Genomic DNA, 16,375 nt, shown 5'->3' on the forward strand with positions numbered 1-16,375 from the left:
ATACCTGGGACAATCGGGATAGGTATGAGACCGATTGCAAGGATTACAGCGAGAACGATAACGACTGTGGAAATTCTAACCATACCATATACATGCGAGTTTTCTGCGTAGATGTTGGGCTTGCTGTTTCGTCGTCGACGATCGCGGTCGGCGGGTGTACCGAGCCGCGGCGTGTTGGCTGCCGGCGAATCAGCCGTGGTTTTCGGACCGGACTGGCGTCAGCCGGTGTCCTCCTCGGTGCCGATCTCGGTCATCCAGCGGGCTGTCTCGGCGAGCCGCTCCGACAGCTGGCGGGCCTCTTCGGGCGTCAGCGTCGCATCGACGTGGCCCGTCCCGTGGTCACCCGCCATCGCGTCGACGCTCAGCACCACGCGCTCGTCCGCTGGGCGGACCGAAACGTCCGCTCTATCGGGATAGTCCCGCGGCGGGCCGATCTCGAGATCGCTCTCGCCGCGCGTGACGCCGAACTGGATCTCCTCCGGATACTCGAGGTCGAGCGTGTCCGTCGGATTCGTCTCGATCAGGTCGGGTTCCTCGGAACGGTTTGAATCCGGGGGCATACCCGGAGGTTGACGGGCCGGTGACTTGGCTGTACTGCCCGGTCCGCTCGCTGACGGTGCGGTCGAATCTCCGCGGAGACGCTCAAGGTTGATATGCGAAACGTGCGAGTGTGAGGTATGGAAGACGGACTACGGCAACTGAAACCGGGAGAACACGCGGTCGGTAACTGGATCTCTATCGGGCACCCGACAGTCGCGGAGATCTGCGCTCGTGGGTTCGATTTCGTGATCATCGACACCGAACACACGGCCACGGGTCTCGAGTCTCTGGAAAACGTCCTTCGAGCGGTCGACGCGCTCGACGAGGACGTTGCACCGCTCGTTCGTGTCCCCTGGAACGACCGCACTCGGATAAAGCGCGTTCTCGATCTGGGGGTAGCGGGGCTGATGATTCCGATGATCGAAACCCCCGAACAGGCAGAGCGGGCCGTCGAAGCGATGCGATACCCGCCCGAAGGTGTCCGCGGAGCCGCTCCGGCCCGAGCCTCCGACTACGGGCGGACGTTCGACGAGTACTTCGATCGCGCGAACGAGGAGCTAACGACCGTCGTACAGATAGAGACCGAACGCGGCGCCGAGAACGCCGAGGAGATCGTCTCCGTCGACGGCGTGGACGCGATCATCGTCGGCCACGGAGATCTCTCGGCGTCGATGGACGTCTTCGGCGAGTGGGAACACGAGCGATTCCGGTCGACACTGCAGTCGGTGCTGGAATCGGCTCGTGGTGCTGGCAAGCCCGTCGGAATGCTCGCAACCGACCGTGAGGGAATTCGGCGCTGGGTCGACGCCGGCGTCGATTTCGTGATCGTCGGTGCGGACATGTTCTACCTCGCCGACGGCAGCGATGCCGCACGAACGGAGTTCGAGGAACTGACAGGGAGCTCCGATTCAAGCTGAACCGCGGTGTTAGGAGTGCAACGGAGCCATCGAACGACTACAGTCGCCGACGGCGTCGTTCTTGCATGGTCGAGGCACACCTCCCAGAACTCGAGGGCGAGCGTATCCGGTACAGCGACGGCACCCGGAAGTTTACCGGCGCGGATCGACGTGAAACAGAACGGCGATCAGCTCAATCGGGAGTACCTGACCAGTCAAACTCTTCGTGGATCCGCCGTCCTTCCTCGTTCAGGACGGGGCCGACGACAGCGGTAATCCCATCGAGGATCGTCGCTGATCGGACGGACGGGCCACTACCCGTGAACTCTGTAATCTCGTCTCCGCCGACGCTGTACACGACCCGGTCGAATCCGGCCCGTACCATACCGCCAGCACACATCGGACACGGCTCCGTACTCGTGTACATGATCGTTTCCGAACGGTCGTCGGGATCGAGTTTTCGACACGCACGGTACGCGAGGTGGAGTTCTGGGTGTCGACGGATATCGTTCTCCGTGACGACGCGGTTCGAGTCAGCCAGAACGACTGCGTCGTCGCGAACGAGCACGCTGCCGAACGGTCGATCACCCCGGTCAGCGGCCTCGCGAGCGAGTTCGAAGGCCCTTCGCATGTGCGAATCGTGATCGAAATCGTCGGGATTCATGTTGATCGTGTCTGTACGAGCGGCGAGAAGCGAGATAAGTTGCCCCGGTGGATTCTCAGCGAGTTACGGATCGCGGTTCGTCCGAGTCGCGAACGCTTTTCGAGTCTCGATTGCTTCGGTTCGTCGGACGAGCAGCGACGTCAGCCCAGCGGGCTGTTTTCCGCTATGACTGTCTGTTAGAAGAAATTGCACCGGCACTGCCGATCGTAGGTGTCCGTAGACACCCACGGGCTATAGTAACAACTGGAACGGTTTCCACACCGATCGCAGACGGGAGCGCGGGTCGGAGCGAGCGAAGCAAGCGAGAACCGCGGACAGTGCGATCGAGTGTGCACTGACTGTCGGTGGCTACTATCGTTGAGATAGTGGACGAACTCGATTCGGATCCCACCGACGGACCGCTGAGCCAGTAGCTACTCTCACGTGCAACGGACCCGAACGATGCGGGGGTACGAACTTCCGCACACTTTCGCTTCGTTCTACGGTTGCACACCAACCCAAACCCGAGCTCGCCTACGCCCTGCCAGTGACTAAACTGAAGTAACGTCCCTCTCATTGTAGCGAATGTTCGATGGACACGACGCTTCTCATTGGTCCTCGACATCAACGCTTGGAAACGCGGGCCTTCCAGACGGCCGATCGGATCGCCGAGGATTCCATCGGAAGCGTTCTCTACCTGACGCGTAACGACGGTCGGCGCAGCCACGTTGCAAACGCGTAGGCTGAATCGAACGAGCCACTTCGATTCCGCGCCGAGACGCTCGATGCCGTTGTTCGAGAGTGGTACGAGAAGCTTGCTGGCCCGGTAGAATCACTCCCTGGAACAGTGAATCGGCGACTCGCAGAATACGCTCTCGATGAGACGACAGAAAACAACGAGAACGCGCGTGCCCTCCTGCGGCACGATTCCGGTCGTGGCGTCCGCGCGTCGCTCCGGTTTACCGCCGCCGTCGTCGAAGAGTCCGTCGAGTGGAGTGCTGAACGGATCAGTGAGATCGAAGCCGAACTCCGGTCGATGCTCACAGCACTCGAGTGATCATCGATCGAATCGAGATCGGAGAGGGCGGGCTCAGCTGAACTCGAGGGCGTTGCGAATCCCCGTTTCGATGCGGTCCGCGTCGGGCACGTAGGCGTCCTCGCGGGCGAACAGCGGAACGGGCACGTCGTAGCCGGTCACCCGCTCGACGGGGGCCTCGAGGTAGAGGAACGCTTCCTCGTTGACTCGAGACGTGATCTCGCCGGCCATGCCGCCGGTTTGGGGCGCCTCGTGGACGACGACGCACCGACCCGTCTTCTTCACCGAGTCGGTGATCGTCTCCGTATCTAGCGGGTAGAGCGTTCGCGGATCGACCACCTCGACGCTCGCGTCGATCTCCTCGACGGCGTCGAGCGTCTCGCGGAGCATCGACCCCCAGGCGATCACCGTGACGTCGTCGCCGGCTTCGGCCACGCGCGCCTCGCCGAGCGGGATCTCGTGGTCGTCGGGAACCTCCTCGCGGAACGAGCGGTACAGCCGCGTCGGCTCCATGAAGACGACCGGATCCGGGCTGCGGATGGCCGACGTGAGCAGCCCCTTCGTCTCGGCCGGCGAGGAGGGGAAGACGACCTGCAGGCCGGGAATGTGCGCGAACCCGGCCTCGAAGCTCTCGGAGTGAAGCTCCAGGGCGTGGATGCCGCCGCCGTACGGCATTCGGATCGTCATGGGACAGCTGATCGTTCCTCGAGTGCGACTCCGGATCCGCGCGACGTGCTGGGCGAGCTGGTGGAACCCCTGGTAGAGGAAGCTCTGGAACTGGATCTCCGGGACGGGTCGCATTCCGGTGGCCGCGAGTCCGACGCCGACGCCGACGATGCCCGCTTCCGCGACGGGCGCGTCGAACACTCGGTCCGGATAGTCGTCGGCCAGCCCCTCGGTCGCCCGGAACACCCCGCCGGCGCGGGCGACGTCCTCTCCGTAGACGACGACGCCGTCGTCGCGCTCGAGTTCCTCGCGGAGCGTCTCCCGAACGGCCTCGATCATTCGGAGGCGTTCACCCATCGACCTCACCTCCGAAGGCCTCGTACTGGCGCTCGAGTTCGGGCGGCATCTCCGCGTACACGTGCCGGAACATGTCCGCCGGATCGATCTCCTCGCGGCCCTCCTTCGCCAGGTCGATCGCCTCGGCGATCTCGGATTCGACTCGATCATCGATAGTCGCCTTCGTCTCCTCGTCGAGGAGTCCCCGATTCTCGAGGTACACCTGGAAGCGGACGATCGGATCGCGGGCCTCCCACTCCGTTTCTTCCTCGGACTCGCGGTAGACGGAGGGGTCGTCGGAGGTCGTGTGCATCGAGCGCCGGTAGGTGAGCGCCTCGACCATCACCGGGTTCCCGTTCCGAGCGCTCTCGATGGCGTCTTGGACGACCCGGTAGACGCCCAGTACGTCGTTGCCGTCAACCTGAATCCCCTCGATACCCGCTGCGATTGCCTTCTGGGCGAGGGTCTCGGCGTCGGTCTGTTTCTCGAGTCGCGTGGAGATGGCGTACCGGTTGTTCTGACAGACGAACACCGTCTGGGCGTCGTAGACGCCGGCGATGTTGAGCGCCTCGTATACGTCCCCCTCGCTAGTCGCACCGTCGCCGAAGTAGGTGACCGCGACGTTCGATCGGCCCTGCAGCGCTTCACCCCAGCCGACGCCGACGGCGTGCAACGGCTGGCTCCCGACGGGAATCGCCGGCGGCAGCGCCCCCTCGCCGCCCGGAATCTCGGCCCCCTCCTCCATTCCCAACGCGTACTGGAGAATCCTGTGGGGCGGCGTCCCGCGGGTCAGGAGCGCGGGCTGTTCGCGGAACGAGGGGACGATCCAGTCGTCCTCGGCCATGGCGAACGCGCTTCCGATCTGTGCCGCCTCCTGACCGATCGCGGGTGCGTACGTCCCGAGTTCACCGCGACGCTGCAGCGAAACGGCGCGTTCGTCGAGTCGGCGCGACCGCTTCATCTGCTCGTACAGTTCCAGTAACTGCTCGTCGCTCAGCGAGGGGACCAACTCCTCGTCGACCGACTCGTCCTCGGATAGTACCTGTACCGATCTGATAGTGAACTGAGCGCGCTCCTCTTCGGGCATACCGTTGGTACTTGTCGAGGAGGCTTAATGCGTCGCCCAGTATGCGACGGTGATACACGCCACCGCTGTGAACGCGACTGTTCCGGCGACCTCCCGCCGATCGAGCAGCCCGGACACCGTGACTGATACGTTCGGTGCAGCCGGTACGTCGAGACAGAGAACTTTTCAGGGTTTGTGACAGCCACACACTATGGACGACGAAACGGTCGGGATCGCGCTCGTGCTGACCTCCGCGATCGGGTTCGGCACGCTCGGTATCTTCGGCATTCTCGCCGCCGAGGAGGGACTCTCGATCCCGACGGTTCTCGCGCTGCGATTCAGCCTCGCGACGGTCGTCGTCTGGACGTTCCTCTGGCTGCGAGGACGGTTTCGCGTTCTCCTCGGCCGGCCGCTCGCGATCGCACTCGCGCTCGGCGGGATCGGCTACGCCACGCAGAGCGGCCTCTACTTCCTGGGACTCGAGTTCATGACCGCCGGAATGGTTGCGATCGTCCTCTACACCTATCCGGCGTTCGTCGTCTGCATCGTCGCGATCACGAACCCGGACCGGGTGACGACGGTCGTGTTGCTCGCGCTCGGCCTGTCGATCGGCGGCGTCGCGCTCATCACCGGCGCGGATCCGGCGGGTGTCGACCCTCGAGGCGTTGCGATCGTTCTCGGTGCGGCACTCGCCTACTCGCTGTACATCGTCGTGAGCCAGCGGGCGCTCACGACGGTCGACGCCGAGATACTGACGGCGTTCGTGCTGCCCGCTGCGGCCGTGACCTTCGTCGGGTTCGGCGCCGGAACGAACGCGCTCGCGATGCCCGGCAGTGCAACCGCCTGGGGGGTCGCGCTCGCCATCGCGATTTTCGCGACGGTGGTCCCGGTGCTCACCTTTTTCGCCGGCATCGCGAAGATCGGGGCGAGTCGAGCGAGCATCATCAGCACCGCCGAACCCGGTGTCACGGTCGCACTGGGCGCGCTCGTACTCGGAGAGCCGGTTACGATCGTGACGATCGTCGGCGGCACCCTCGTCGTCACTGGTGTTATCCTCATTCAGCGTGAAGACGCCTGACGGGCGCTTTCTGACGCTCGTCTACGAGGAGTCGACGTAGCAACTCTCCCATTCCCGATCGATCACTTCGTCGTCCCAGGCGACCTGGACGCACTCCTCGATATGCTTTCGCACGGATTCTCACCACGCGGATGGTTCCCTCGTCTTACTCTTCTTCATCAGCACTGTCGTCGCTTCTTCGGCGTCTGTGGTGATCGTCTCGTCCACGCCCCCGTGCATCATTCGGTCCACGACCACGATCATCGTTCTCGTCGATTCCTGGATAGTGGTGGTGAATAATCTCGTCGTTCTCGCGGATCATCAGACCGGAGTCGGGTCTCGTGTGAAGCTGTCCATCCTCATGCCAGACATCACCCATCCCGTCGAACTGGACTTCGATATCTTGGACTTCGAGCAGTTGGCCCCGGATTTCGCCATCAGGATGTTCGACAGTGTGTACGTTCGCGTACGTCTCCTCGTCTCGAATGGCGTCCACGAGTGTCTGGAACGATTCATCCTTGAACGGGCCGAGAAGGGCATCTTCTGTGATCGTGCCGTTCGCGAGAACTCCGTTGAAGGTAACTCCACCTTCGATTTCCCCAGTGAATTCTCCGCTCTCGTCTCGCTGCCCAAACAGAAACGCGACGACATCGCCGGACCCTTCACGTTTACCGGCGTGGATGTGGGCCTGGGTAATCTCCTCGAGTTCCGTAACGAGCAGTACGTAGTGAAGTTTGGTTTCGTCCTGTGAAAGGCTGAAAACAGCGGTGCCGACACCGTCACTTTCGAGCGGCGGTTCCTGTTGGTCACCGGTCATCGCGCCTGCGCTGAACAGCGCGGCTGCGTCGAAATTCTCGTCGTCCTGTGCGAACGCTACCGGTACTTGTGTGAGCGCCAGCGCGCCCGCCCCCAATTGGAGTAACTCACGTCGTTTCATCGTTAATCAGAACACGGTGATCCGTGTTCTACCCGTATTTGGCCGGAGAACGGGTTAGTCTTCGTAGGAGGATCGTGGAACAATAACGTATCATGACCAGTCGCGAATAGCAATAAGTTGGCGAACACCAACCCAACAATCAGTATTGATTATGATTCTCGATCCGTGTCGTTCTGAATCGGCCACCCTGATCGCTGACAGCTGGAAACCATCGTTTGTATATCCTGCACTGAACGGTCTGGCGCGTTTTCGGTGGGAGGACAGACCGTGCTGCGTCCGCGCCTTCTATTCAGCATATCTCGATTGAATTATAGAACTACTGTCCAAAGTGGCCCGCTGAATACAGAGGATGAGTGCAGCAGCCTGACTTCGTTCGTTCCGGGTGACCCATGCTAAGCGAGTATTTGGGAAACCTGCGAACCTAACGCTGTCATTTCTTCATCAACGTGAACCAGGGGTTGTGTGATCTGTTTATACGGCGATACTGCTGTACCGCGCAGGTAGGATTTTATCGGAGAATGGCCTACAGACGTTACGACGATAGCGAAATGGTTGTTTTCAGCTCTTCTAATACTACAGGCTCACTTTGCGGCTTCGTATCTTGTTCCGCTGGACAGAGAAGCCCAACAAGAGTTTGGCGGCCTCTTGAGGTGGGTCTGGCCCTGGAGCGATGGCGACAGTGGGCTGTTGGGCCAGCTTACGGTGTCGTCAGACTTGCCGTTTATCGGATTATTTCTCGCAATGATCGCGGCAACCCTCTTTTTCTGTGCTGCCCTCGCGGTAGTAGAGATCTGGGTTCCGTTCGGCTGGTGGAGGATACTGGCTGGGGGCGGGGTCATCCTGTCGCTCGTCTTGATGGCGGGATTTTTCGGAGCCACGAAGGTGATTCCGATGGCCATCAATGTCGTCGTTTTATGGGCCCCCGCAACCGATTGGCTCCAGCCCCCCGAGTGATGTCGATAGCTGATAAACGTGACGGCGTTACGTTTGTATCTCTACGTATCGAATTGTCCACTCGGATCTAGAACCACGATCGAACAACGCGTTCCGTTTGACGAAAGGGATTCTTCACGGGACCGACTCCACCGCTTCCGGGAGATCGTCGGGCTGTTTCCACGTGATGACCCGTTCGCTGACCGCCGCCTCGAGCGCAGCCAGGTGAGAGGCTGCCATCCCGTTGTCGTAGCGCTCGCGCATCTCTTCGTCGCTCTCGTAGATGCGCTTCAGCATCCAGAACGCGTTCCGAACGGCCGTCTGGTAGTGGTAGAGATAGCCGAGTTCCCAGACGTGGCCGCCGTCGTAGTCCTCGAGGACGCCCACGATGGACGACGACATCTCGGAGAGGATGTCGAACGCGGGGGCCCACAGATCCAGTTCGTCGCCGGTGAAGCCGAAATCCTCGAGTCGAAACGCGATCGCCGCCCTGCGCTCGTCGAGGAGATCACAGACCTTCTGACGCCGTTCCCCCGGCGCACCCGAGCCGCGGCCGATGACCAGGTACCGCCGATCAGCCCGCCGAATATCAGTAAATAGCTCGCCGTGTAGCCCGTTCTTCAGCCGCTCGTGCTGTTCGGGAGTCGGATTGAGCCGCTCCTCCTCGTTCAACCGTTCCGGATCGACACCGTCGATATACGACCCTTCGTCGACTCCGTCGTCGCCGCCTTTCATACCCGTATCTGATAAGTCCCACCACTAATAGAGGTATTGATTGTGGAATCATTCAACGAAATAGTCGTGCCATCGATTGATTCTATCGACCGAGTGTTTATGGTGATTGCCCGCGTATCCCCTCGTATGCACCCGAAGACGCAGTCGACGAACGCCGGCGGCGGGGGGCAGGGTGACCCCGACGCGTTCGATTCGTGGACGGCGCTCCAGAAGTCGACCGACAGGACTCGAGCGAACCTGATCGCCGACATCGTGGGTCACCCGAAAGGCGCGCCCAGCGTGACGGAACTGGACTACATGAATCCGAGCCTCGAGGCGGACGCGATCCGCCGTCACCTCACCATCCTGCGGGAGGTCGCCGTCGTCGAGGAACTCGTGGTAGAGACAGGGAATCGGATTCGAGGCTACCCGTACAAGTTCTATCGGCTGAGCGATGCAGCCCGCGAGTTGTTCGATCGGAACGACCTGTTCCCCCGGGAGGCGTGGCGGCGTCAGTACGCCCGCGTCCAGCGGACCGGCGAAATCAAGGACGTCGAGGAGATGCCCCGCCCGACTGCCGACTGAGTTTCTCGAAGACTTTCCCTCCACTCTCGTTTCCCCTTCTGACGGCCCTCTCGCAGGAACTCGATGGCCACTCTCTTGCTCGAAAGTTCGGACGGCGTCGACGGTCTCCTCGAGCGAAGTGCGAAACCGTGGCCGATCCGGCGCCGAACAGCAACGGGAGCCAGTAGGTCGCCGCGCGGTAGAGAAGGGTTACGGCCGTCGCCTCGACGGCGGGAACGCCCGCCGTCGCGATGAGCAACAGGATGAATACGGATTCGACGTTTCCCAGCCCTCCCGGAAGCGGCAGAATATTCGTTATCGCACCGAGTGGAACGATGAACAGGGCGGCTTCCGGCGGAATCCCGTAGCCGACGGCGTACGCGGCGAGCCAGAGCGCGAGCGAGAGACACAGCCAGCCGCTCGTCGAGTAGAGTAGTGCGCGTCTCAGGTTGCGTTGATCCTCGGTTACTCGTTCGACCTCGTCGACGAACAGTTCGAAGCGACGGTGTAACGTTATCGGTGAAACCGCACGAACTCCGGGTACGATGGCGCTTATCCGCACCGAGATGCCGCCGAGGACCCCGGCCGCACCGTCCACGAGTTGCCGCCGGTATCGCCACCCGTGAAAGACGCTCACCACGAGCGCTCCGAAGACGGCGAGCACGGCCAGCAGTACGAGTTCGGTCGGTCGACCGAGGGTGGCCGTCACCGCGAAGTACACCAGCCCGACCCCCGCCAGCGGCAACATCGGGGCGTAGTTGAGCAGGTCGACGCTCGAGACCGTCGCGAAACTCGTTTCGTAGTCGCTTCCGGTGTGGCGTGTCAGTAAGTACGCTGCGAGCGGTTCGCCACCGAGATACGTCGATGGAGCGACGCTGTTCGCGAAGAGCAGGTCTCCAAACAGCAGGTTTCCATGACGGCTAATAGATCTCCTCTGGATCGGTGCGTTGTATTCAACGCGATTTCGGCGGGTAGCGGTACGCGTGAAACGAGTATGTGGGTGCCTAGTGATAATCAGCCAACCGCTGGCTGCTTGCAGACGACGAGCGGAAGTCATCAGTTGCAAGACTGGTTGAACAGTTCAGTTAGTTTGTACCCGTCGTGAGTTCGACATCAATTGTAAACCTCGCCGAACCGCTCGTGTGACCCAAACCACGTTCCGAGAGTCAATCCGTAAATCGCATGCCCAACGTGAAAGACAAGCGCTTCGTCCTCCTCTAACTCTCGATCGAGGACGTACACGAAGATGACACGATGGCCGAAAACCGAAAGGACAAATCCGTACGCGAGCCCGGTGATGAGTCCTAACCGCTCTCGGTCGAGGCTCGTTTGCCGGTCGATAACAGCGAAGACGGGGCCGAAAACTCCTCCGGCACCGGCCCCGTAAAGAAAGTGGAGGACCAACCCGTGAAGCGGATACTGTTCGGCTTCCTCATCGCCAACGAATCGCGCCCAAAACTCGGCAGTCGGTGGAAGCGCGCGGAAAATCGGCAACCGATACAGCGTCATGACGGCCGTCGCGATGAATCCTCCTTTCACACCGCGAATCACAGCACGATATAATATCGGAGCGCGAGGGATTCGTTGTGCCCGTCCCCGAGTGAGGACTCGATGTTCGATACGATCGGAGGATGCCATTACTCTCTGTTTCCGCGGCGGAGAAGTTAGCCATAGTGCTGGAACTCTCACAGTGTTTCGGTCAGCATCTCAGGAGCTGTGCTGATCGTGTTAGCCGCTGTTCGTCTACATCGTGGGCGGTCAGGAGTACCGCTGCTCGATTTCGAGCGCGGTGGCGACGGCTTCGTCGAACCGCTCGCGCAATTCCTCGCCGAACTTGTCGATGCGGGGATCGTGATTCCCGGGTGTCAACGACTCCCAGTCACCTGCCCGGTCGGCGGTGTACTCCCGCCGAAAGCGCTGGCCGTTATTCGCGTAGGCCATAACGATCACTCCCGGATCGGCTTCGTCGTCCTGTTCGTCGCTGTCCGCATTCTCCCAACCTCCGGTTGCAACCACGCTCACGCGCCCGAAGTCTCGTAAGTCGACGCTGTACTCGCCGATGCTGAGGTGTTTGACTAACCACTCGCGATTCCACTCGTCGATTTCTCCGGTATCGATATCGCTTCCCGTCACGGTATCCTCCGAAATCGACTCGATGCGCCACTTGGTGAGCGCCGCCGATTCTAGTTCTTCTCGCGTTCGACTCCGAATGTCCCCCTCTACGACGAGATCTCCCTCCCTGACGTGGATGTAACGCGGGTTGGTCGCCGGAATATCGATGTAGATCTCTCCGGGTTCCGTGTTGACGATAGCTTCGACTCCCTCGATGTCTTGCGTTACCGTAGTCCGGTTGTATTTGTCTTCAGCCATTTGTCGTCCCTACAGAGGCGCTGTCTCTCGCGCTGGGGGGATCTTCCTTCCAGTTCGTCCCTTCCCGTCGCGGCACTGCGTTCCTCGTTATTACTACGCGACAACCACGCTTTCACTTGTCGGTGGTCCATACGAGCCGCGTATACAGCGCGCACCATCGTCCGATCAAACCGGTGGTAGGATCGGTCAGTACAGGAAACGTACTGTTCTCTGGTCTCGCTTGAACTGCGTATCTTGCACAGTAATCCGTACCAAAATCCACGACCGTATTCATACCGCGCGAATCTCGTTTATATAAAAGTACTCGTGGGGAAGATTGGTGACTGTTCGGAGCGAATAGCGGATATGGAACAGCATATCCTCGTTCCGGTGGACACCTCGTCCAGTTCCGAGAGCGCCTTCGAATACGTCTTGGAAGAGATTCCACGGCCGACAATAACCCTCTTGCACGTAATCAATCCACTCACCGTGTTCAACTACGTGCGCGCTGAGGGATTCGACTACGAGAAGTCTCAACAAAAAGAGCGGGAGCGACGCGAAGCCGTCGAACAGATCTTTGATGGGTACCGCAGCAAGGATGCAGCACGTGACCGCGAAATCAAAACGGTCATCGAGGCGGGAAATCCTGCGGAAAGAATCCTCGAGTATACCGAGGACAGGGGCGTGGATCACATCGTGATGGGTAGTCGTGGCAGATCCGGTCTCGAGGAAAAATTACTCGGTAGTGTGGCGAAGGATGTTGTGAAACGATCGTCCGTTCCCGTGACGATCGTTCCGTAGCAATCAGCACACCGTTGTGCAGGTAGTTGCCGTCTGACGACAATCCAGAATGCGATCGTACGTGCTGCTATTTGCGGTGTAGCAAGGGCTCTGTCTCGTCTCTGTGAACATCACCGGTACATGGTGCAATTTCAGCGATCGGCTCGAAGTTTCTATACTGGCCGATTCAGCGAGAGTCATCCGACATAAATGGCGTTGTGGTGTATACAACCTGCCTCAGAACCTCCGAACGTCAAAATCTGTGCACGACCTATTTACACAGTCTATCGGTTGAAATACTTGGTTAGTAGAAGTCAGGCACATCAAAGATAATCGGTTGGAGTGTTCAGTGTGCATGTACACTGAACACGGGTCTCTCCCACGGAAGCCGCCACTTACTATAGTACCAACTGAAACGATTTACACACCGATCGCACTGTCCGCGGTTCTCGCTCGCTTCGCTCGCTCCGAACCGCGCATCCGTCGTGCGATCGGGTGTGCACTGACTTTCAGTGGCTACTATAGCTACCCCCACGCAAATATCACCCAGACTACGATCAAGAGTTCACCGCCGACCCTGATCGAGTCGCTGTCGACGAGAAACAGATTCAGTTCGGAGAAAAACGGACGGTACGGTTGTACGCAGCGATCGATGTTGACTCGAAAGTCGTGCTCCACGCACGACTTTCTGAGCATCGTGGACGAGATCCCGCTGAAACGCTCTTAGAGGAACTCAAAGAGAAACACCGCGTCTCTCACGCGGAGTTTCTCGTCGATGGCATGGGATATCTCACGGCCCTCACTCGGACCGATCTCACCGACCACCTTGATTATTCTGAGCGCAACATCGTCGAGAAGCTGTTCCAGACGTACACCATGCGGATCGAACGGTTTCACGAAACCTGGAACGGCAGTCAGCCAGCGCCGAGCGCTGGCTGACTGCCTACACCGCCTACTACAACCACCACCGCAGCCACCAAGCACTGGAGAATCAGACGCCTCCCAAAGCACTCGAACTGGAGGGCTCAATCTAGCAGTGCCGAGTAATCTATTGAGTTTCCTCTCACCCACGATCAGATATCTGGTGATAATTTAATAGAACTTATTTTATATAAATATATAACCAATAATGTATTTATATATACAGATAAACGTGAGTTGGTGTACATGCAGAATTCAAAGAAAAGTAGTAATTCACTACCTGATCGAATAAACAGACGGCAGGTTCTACAGGCAATAGGCGGCTTCGGTGTAACGGGCTTAGCCGCTAATTCTGTGATGGGGAACGCCGAGGGTGATCAAGACGAGTGGATTCAGCTCTTCAACAGAGAAGATCTGGATAACTGGACTCCTAAATTCACGGGGAAGTCCGCTGGAGAAGGGCACAAGAATACGTTCGTCGTCGAAGATAGGCTGCTTAAGGTCAAGTACGACGAATACGATGAGTGGGATGGCACCTTCGGCCACCTCATCTACGACGACGAGTTCTCCCATTACGTTCTACGGGCGGAGTATCGTTTCGTCGGGAAACAAGTACCCGGTGCTCCCGATTGGGCTTACAGAAACAACGGGCTGATGCTCCACGGCCAAACGCCGGAGGAAATGGATGTTAGTCAGGACTATCCCGATTCCATCGAGGTCCAATTGCTCGGCGAGGCAGACGACACCGACACTGAACGCCCGACTGCAAACGTCTGTACTCCGGGTACTCACATTGTCATGGACGGAGACTTGCACGAACAACATTGTACCAACTCGAGTTCTGACACCTACCGGGGCGACCAGTGGGTGACCGTAACCGTCGTCGTTCGTGGCGATCAAGCAATCCGTCACATAGTCGAGGACGACGGAGTCGTCATGAGTTATACGGAGCCGCAACTGGAAGACGGTACTCCGCTCGAAGCTGGTACGATCTCCATCCAATCCGAAAGTCACCCGACCGAGTTCCGCTCGATCGAGCTGAAGGAACTCGACCCGAATTCACCCATCGGGGACGGCGATCCGACTGCCCCTGGCCCCGACTGGAGTACGTACACGAAGACGGAACTAGCGTCCGGCCTAGAACGACCGATGGCGATCGATGTCGCCTCCGACGGACGCGTCTTCTTCACCACTCGCGGTCCCCCTGTCGAGGACGATGAGAACGTTGGAACGGGGAGGGTCCGCGTGATCGACCCCGAAACCTCCGAGATTACGACGGCCCTCGAACTCGAGGTCTACCTCAGTGGAGAAGACGGACTGCAGGGTATCGTTCTCGACCCGGACTTCGAGCAAAACGGCTGGGTCTATCTGTATTACTCCGTCTCGACCACCGGAACCGGCGAGGATCCTCACAAGAAGTTGTCGCGATTCACGGTCGACGGAGACACGATCGACCCCGCTTCCGAAGTCAATATTCTCCGAGTGCCGGCCGCGCCCGACCCGTGCTGTCACGTCGGTGGCGACCTCGAGTTCGGTCCAGAAGGGAACCTCTACATCTCGGTCGGTGATGATACCAGTCCGTTCGAATCGAGCGGGTATACGCCGATCGACGAGCGCGACGGACGAGTGCTGTTCGACGCTCAGCGTACGTCGGCCAATACGGCAGATCTCCGCGGAAGTATCCTCCGGATTACGCCACAGGACGACGGCTCATACACGGTGCCTGACGACAATTTGTTCACCGAAACTCGGGGCTACGGTGAGGAACTCGCCGACGGAACGGTCCGCGAAGAGATCTACGTGATGGGCTGTCGCAATCCCTTCCGGATGAGCGTCGATCACGAGACCGGTATCCTGTACTGGGCTGACTACGGTCCCGACGCACGTCAGTGGGACGTCCAGCGTGGGCCACCCGGGATCGTAGAGTTCAACCGGACCGGTGAACCCGGTTACTACGGATGGCCGTACGTCGTCGGGCCGAATATCCCGTACGTTGACGGAGAGTTCGTCGATGCAGATAACGCACGAGGTCACACCTTTGAGTCGTCGGGTGAGCCGTTCGATCCGCAGAATTTGGTTAACGACTCTCCGAACAACGATGGACTTACGCAGCTTCCGACGCCCAAAGAATCGAATCTCTGGTACACGTATTTGTGGGATGCCCTCTCGAGTTCCCCGCCAGACTACGCGACGGAATATCTTCCCGACGAACCACCGTTCCCGCAACTGGAAGGTGGGGCCCCGATGGGAGGGCCGGTGTATCACTCCGATAACTACTCGGGGGATCAAGCGCTGCCCGAGTACTTCGATAACAAACAATTCATCGCAGAATGGGGTGAAGACTGGATACGGTGCGTCTCTTACGATGAAAACGGTGACGTAGTTGATATTGAGCCGTTTATGCCAAACGAGACGTTCCTGTCTCCGATGGATATGATGATCGGACCAGAGGGGGCACTGTATCTCCTCGAGTGGGGTCTCGGATACGAGACCGAAGGGACCGAACACTCAGGCATCTACAAAATCACGGGCGGTGAGACCGAAGATGATGCGGACGAGGAGGTCTACACGGTTTCGATCGATGTGAAGAATAAGATCAATCCGAAGAGCAGAGGTGTGATCCCCGTCGAGATCGCTGGTGAATCGGAATTTGACCCGACCGAGATAGATACCGAGATTATCCGATTCGGAACGCCAGATGAAGTTGAAACGGGCGGGGGAGCATCGCCAGCGCACGGCGGACATACGTCCGCAGATGGCTCCGTTATGCTCCACTTCAGAACGCAGGAAACGGGAGTCACGAGAGACAGTGAAACAATGAAGCTCGTCGCTGAGACAGCAGACGGAACGCCAGTCCGAGGCCAGACAAACATAAATCCATAATATATGATATCTTGTATCTATTTGGGTAGAAAGCTCTGAAGGAAGATCCGTCCT

Annotated in this window: 15 protein-coding genes and 2 pseudogenes; 8 read left to right on the forward strand and 9 right to left on the reverse strand. The window is 59.3% G+C overall.

The annotated features are described in order from the left end of the window. Nucleotides 1-218: 218 nt before the first annotated feature. A complete protein-coding gene (locus tag NED97_RS20370) occupies nt 219-560 on the reverse strand; it encodes a hypothetical protein (protein WP_252490910.1) in 342 nt (113 codons plus the stop codon). Between the two features lie 117 nt (nt 561-677). On the opposite strand from NED97_RS20370, the gene NED97_RS20375 reads away from it, so the two are divergent. Then, nucleotides 678-1,457 (forward strand): HpcH/HpaI aldolase family protein, encoded by a 780-nt coding sequence (locus NED97_RS20375; RefSeq protein ID WP_252490911.1) that lies wholly within the window; start codon nt 678-680, stop codon nt 1,455-1,457. A 172-nt stretch (nt 1,458-1,629) separates the two neighbouring features. Here NED97_RS20375 and NED97_RS20380 read toward each other — a convergent pair whose 3' ends face one another. Then, a complete protein-coding gene (locus tag NED97_RS20380; RefSeq protein ID WP_252490912.1) occupies nt 1,630-2,100 on the reverse strand; it encodes a nucleoside deaminase in 471 nt (156 codons plus the stop codon). Between the two features lie 571 nt (nt 2,101-2,671). Between NED97_RS20380 and NED97_RS20385 the strand changes: the two are divergent. Beyond that, a pseudogene (locus tag NED97_RS20385) lies at nt 2,672-2,992 on the forward strand (PD-(D/E)XK nuclease family protein); the annotation flags it as partial. Between the two features lie 177 nt (nt 2,993-3,169). On the opposite strand, the gene NED97_RS20390 reads toward NED97_RS20385, so the two are convergent. Together NED97_RS20390 and pdhA are read right to left on the reverse strand one after the other, a co-directional pair. Continuing rightward, nucleotides 3,170-4,138, reverse strand: coding sequence for an alpha-ketoacid dehydrogenase subunit beta (locus tag NED97_RS20390; protein WP_252490913.1), 969 nt, complete (start codon nt 4,136-4,138; stop codon nt 3,170-3,172). Further along, a complete protein-coding gene (gene pdhA, locus NED97_RS20395; RefSeq protein ID WP_252490914.1) occupies nt 4,131-5,204 on the reverse strand; it encodes a pyruvate dehydrogenase (acetyl-transferring) E1 component subunit alpha in 1,074 nt (357 codons plus the stop codon). Before pdhA ends, NED97_RS20390 begins: the two co-directional genes overlap by 8 nt. Before the next feature lie 190 nt (nt 5,205-5,394). Between pdhA and NED97_RS20400 the strand changes: the two genes are divergently transcribed. Next, the gene (locus NED97_RS20400; protein ID WP_252490915.1) at nt 5,395-6,261 is read left to right on the forward strand and encodes a DMT family transporter; all 867 of its coding nucleotides are present in this window, start codon (nt 5,395-5,397) and stop codon (nt 6,259-6,261) included. Nucleotides 6,262-6,406: 145 nt separating this feature from the next. Here NED97_RS20400 and NED97_RS20405 read toward each other — a convergent pair whose 3' ends face one another. Further along, nucleotides 6,407-7,177, reverse strand: a complete 771-nt coding sequence (locus tag NED97_RS20405) for a CHRD domain-containing protein (RefSeq protein ID WP_252490916.1) — start codon at nt 7,175-7,177, stop codon at nt 6,407-6,409. A 741-nt stretch (nt 7,178-7,918) separates the two neighbouring features. On the opposite strand from NED97_RS20405, the gene NED97_RS20410 reads away from it, so the two are divergent. Beyond that, the gene (locus tag NED97_RS20410) at nt 7,919-8,131 is read left to right on the forward strand and encodes a hypothetical protein (protein WP_252490917.1); all 213 of its coding nucleotides are present in this window, start codon (nt 7,919-7,921) and stop codon (nt 8,129-8,131) included. A gap of 114 nt (nt 8,132-8,245) precedes the next feature. Here the strand turns inward: NED97_RS20410 and NED97_RS20415 are convergent, their stop codons facing one another. Next, complete coding sequence (locus tag NED97_RS20415; RefSeq protein WP_252490918.1) at nt 8,246-8,845, reverse strand: aminopeptidase; 600 nt, start codon at nt 8,843-8,845, stop codon at nt 8,246-8,248. A gap of 126 nt (nt 8,846-8,971) precedes the next feature. Here NED97_RS20415 and NED97_RS20420 point away from each other — a divergent pair, with 126 nt between their 5' ends. Further along, complete coding sequence (locus NED97_RS20420; RefSeq protein ID WP_252490919.1) at nt 8,972-9,409, forward strand: ArsR family transcriptional regulator; 438 nt, start codon at nt 8,972-8,974, stop codon at nt 9,407-9,409. Here the strand turns inward: NED97_RS20420 and NED97_RS20425 are convergent. The 3 genes from NED97_RS20425 to NED97_RS20435 form a co-directional block, all read right to left on the reverse strand. Further along, nucleotides 9,369-10,445, reverse strand: a complete 1,077-nt coding sequence (locus NED97_RS20425; protein ID WP_252490920.1) for a lysylphosphatidylglycerol synthase transmembrane domain-containing protein — start codon at nt 10,443-10,445, stop codon at nt 9,369-9,371. The genes NED97_RS20420 and NED97_RS20425 overlap by 41 nt on opposite strands. 56 nt (nt 10,446-10,501) lie before the next feature. Beyond that, nucleotides 10,502-10,969: a DUF6789 family protein gene (locus tag NED97_RS20430; RefSeq protein WP_345781250.1), complete on the reverse strand. Its 468-nt coding sequence runs from the start codon at nt 10,967-10,969 to the stop codon at nt 10,502-10,504. A 177-nt stretch (nt 10,970-11,146) separates the two neighbouring features. Continuing rightward, nucleotides 11,147-11,758, reverse strand: a complete 612-nt coding sequence (locus NED97_RS20435) for a hypothetical protein (RefSeq protein WP_252490922.1) — start codon at nt 11,756-11,758, stop codon at nt 11,147-11,149. 345 nt (nt 11,759-12,103) lie between these two features. On the opposite strand from NED97_RS20435, the gene NED97_RS20440 reads away from it, so the two are divergent. The 3 genes and pseudogenes from NED97_RS20440 (at nt 12,104) to NED97_RS20450 (ending at nt 16,321) form a co-directional block, all read left to right on the forward strand. Further along, complete coding sequence (locus NED97_RS20440) at nt 12,104-12,538, forward strand: universal stress protein (RefSeq protein ID WP_252490923.1); 435 nt, start codon at nt 12,104-12,106, stop codon at nt 12,536-12,538. Between the two features lie 525 nt (nt 12,539-13,063). Beyond that, nucleotides 13,064-13,551 (forward strand): annotated as a pseudogene (locus tag NED97_RS23495) (IS6 family transposase); the annotation flags it as partial. Nucleotides 13,552-13,795: 244 nt separating this feature from the next. Then, nucleotides 13,796-16,321 (forward strand): PQQ-dependent sugar dehydrogenase, encoded by a 2,526-nt coding sequence (locus tag NED97_RS20450; protein ID WP_252490925.1) that lies wholly within the window; start codon nt 13,796-13,798, stop codon nt 16,319-16,321. Nucleotides 16,322-16,375: the final 54 nt, after the last annotated feature.

The sequence above is a fragment of the Natronococcus sp. CG52 genome, from assembly GCF_023913515.1.
Lineage (GTDB): Archaea > Halobacteriota > Halobacteria > Halobacteriales > Natrialbaceae > Natronococcus > Natronococcus zhouii.

What these genes read in the sequence shown, in the direction of transcription:
- NED97_RS20370 (WP_252490910.1), bottom strand. Translation starts at nt 560, where the DNA reads ATGCCCCCGGATTCAAACCGTTCCGAGGAACCCGACCTGATCGAGACG.
- NED97_RS20375 (WP_252490911.1), top strand. Translation starts at nt 678, where the DNA reads ATGGAAGACGGACTACGGCAACTGAAACCGGGAGAACACGCGGTCGGT.
- NED97_RS20380 (WP_252490912.1), bottom strand. Translation starts at nt 2,100, where the DNA reads ATGAATCCCGACGATTTCGATCACGATTCGCACATGCGAAGGGCCTTC.
- NED97_RS20390 (WP_252490913.1), bottom strand. Translation starts at nt 4,138, where the DNA reads ATGGGTGAACGCCTCCGAATGATCGAGGCCGTTCGGGAGACGCTCCGC.
- pdhA (WP_252490914.1), bottom strand. Translation starts at nt 5,204, where the DNA reads ATGCCCGAAGAGGAGCGCGCTCAGTTCACTATCAGATCGGTACAGGTA.
- NED97_RS20400 (WP_252490915.1), top strand. Translation starts at nt 5,395, where the DNA reads ATGGACGACGAAACGGTCGGGATCGCGCTCGTGCTGACCTCCGCGATC.
- NED97_RS20405 (WP_252490916.1), bottom strand. Translation starts at nt 7,177, where the DNA reads ATGAAACGACGTGAGTTACTCCAATTGGGGGCGGGCGCGCTGGCGCTC.
- NED97_RS20410 (WP_252490917.1), top strand. Translation starts at nt 7,919, where the DNA reads ATGATCGCGGCAACCCTCTTTTTCTGTGCTGCCCTCGCGGTAGTAGAG.
- NED97_RS20415 (WP_252490918.1), bottom strand. Translation starts at nt 8,845, where the DNA reads ATGAAAGGCGGCGACGACGGAGTCGACGAAGGGTCGTATATCGACGGT.
- NED97_RS20420 (WP_252490919.1), top strand. Translation starts at nt 8,972, where the DNA reads ATGCACCCGAAGACGCAGTCGACGAACGCCGGCGGCGGGGGGCAGGGT.
- NED97_RS20425 (WP_252490920.1), bottom strand. Translation starts at nt 10,445, where the DNA reads ATGACTTCCGCTCGTCGTCTGCAAGCAGCCAGCGGTTGGCTGATTATC.
- NED97_RS20435 (WP_252490922.1), bottom strand. Translation starts at nt 11,758, where the DNA reads ATGGCTGAAGACAAATACAACCGGACTACGGTAACGCAAGACATCGAG.
- NED97_RS20440 (WP_252490923.1), top strand. Translation starts at nt 12,104, where the DNA reads ATGGAACAGCATATCCTCGTTCCGGTGGACACCTCGTCCAGTTCCGAG.
- NED97_RS20450 (WP_252490925.1), top strand. Translation starts at nt 13,796, where the DNA reads ATGGGGAACGCCGAGGGTGATCAAGACGAGTGGATTCAGCTCTTCAAC.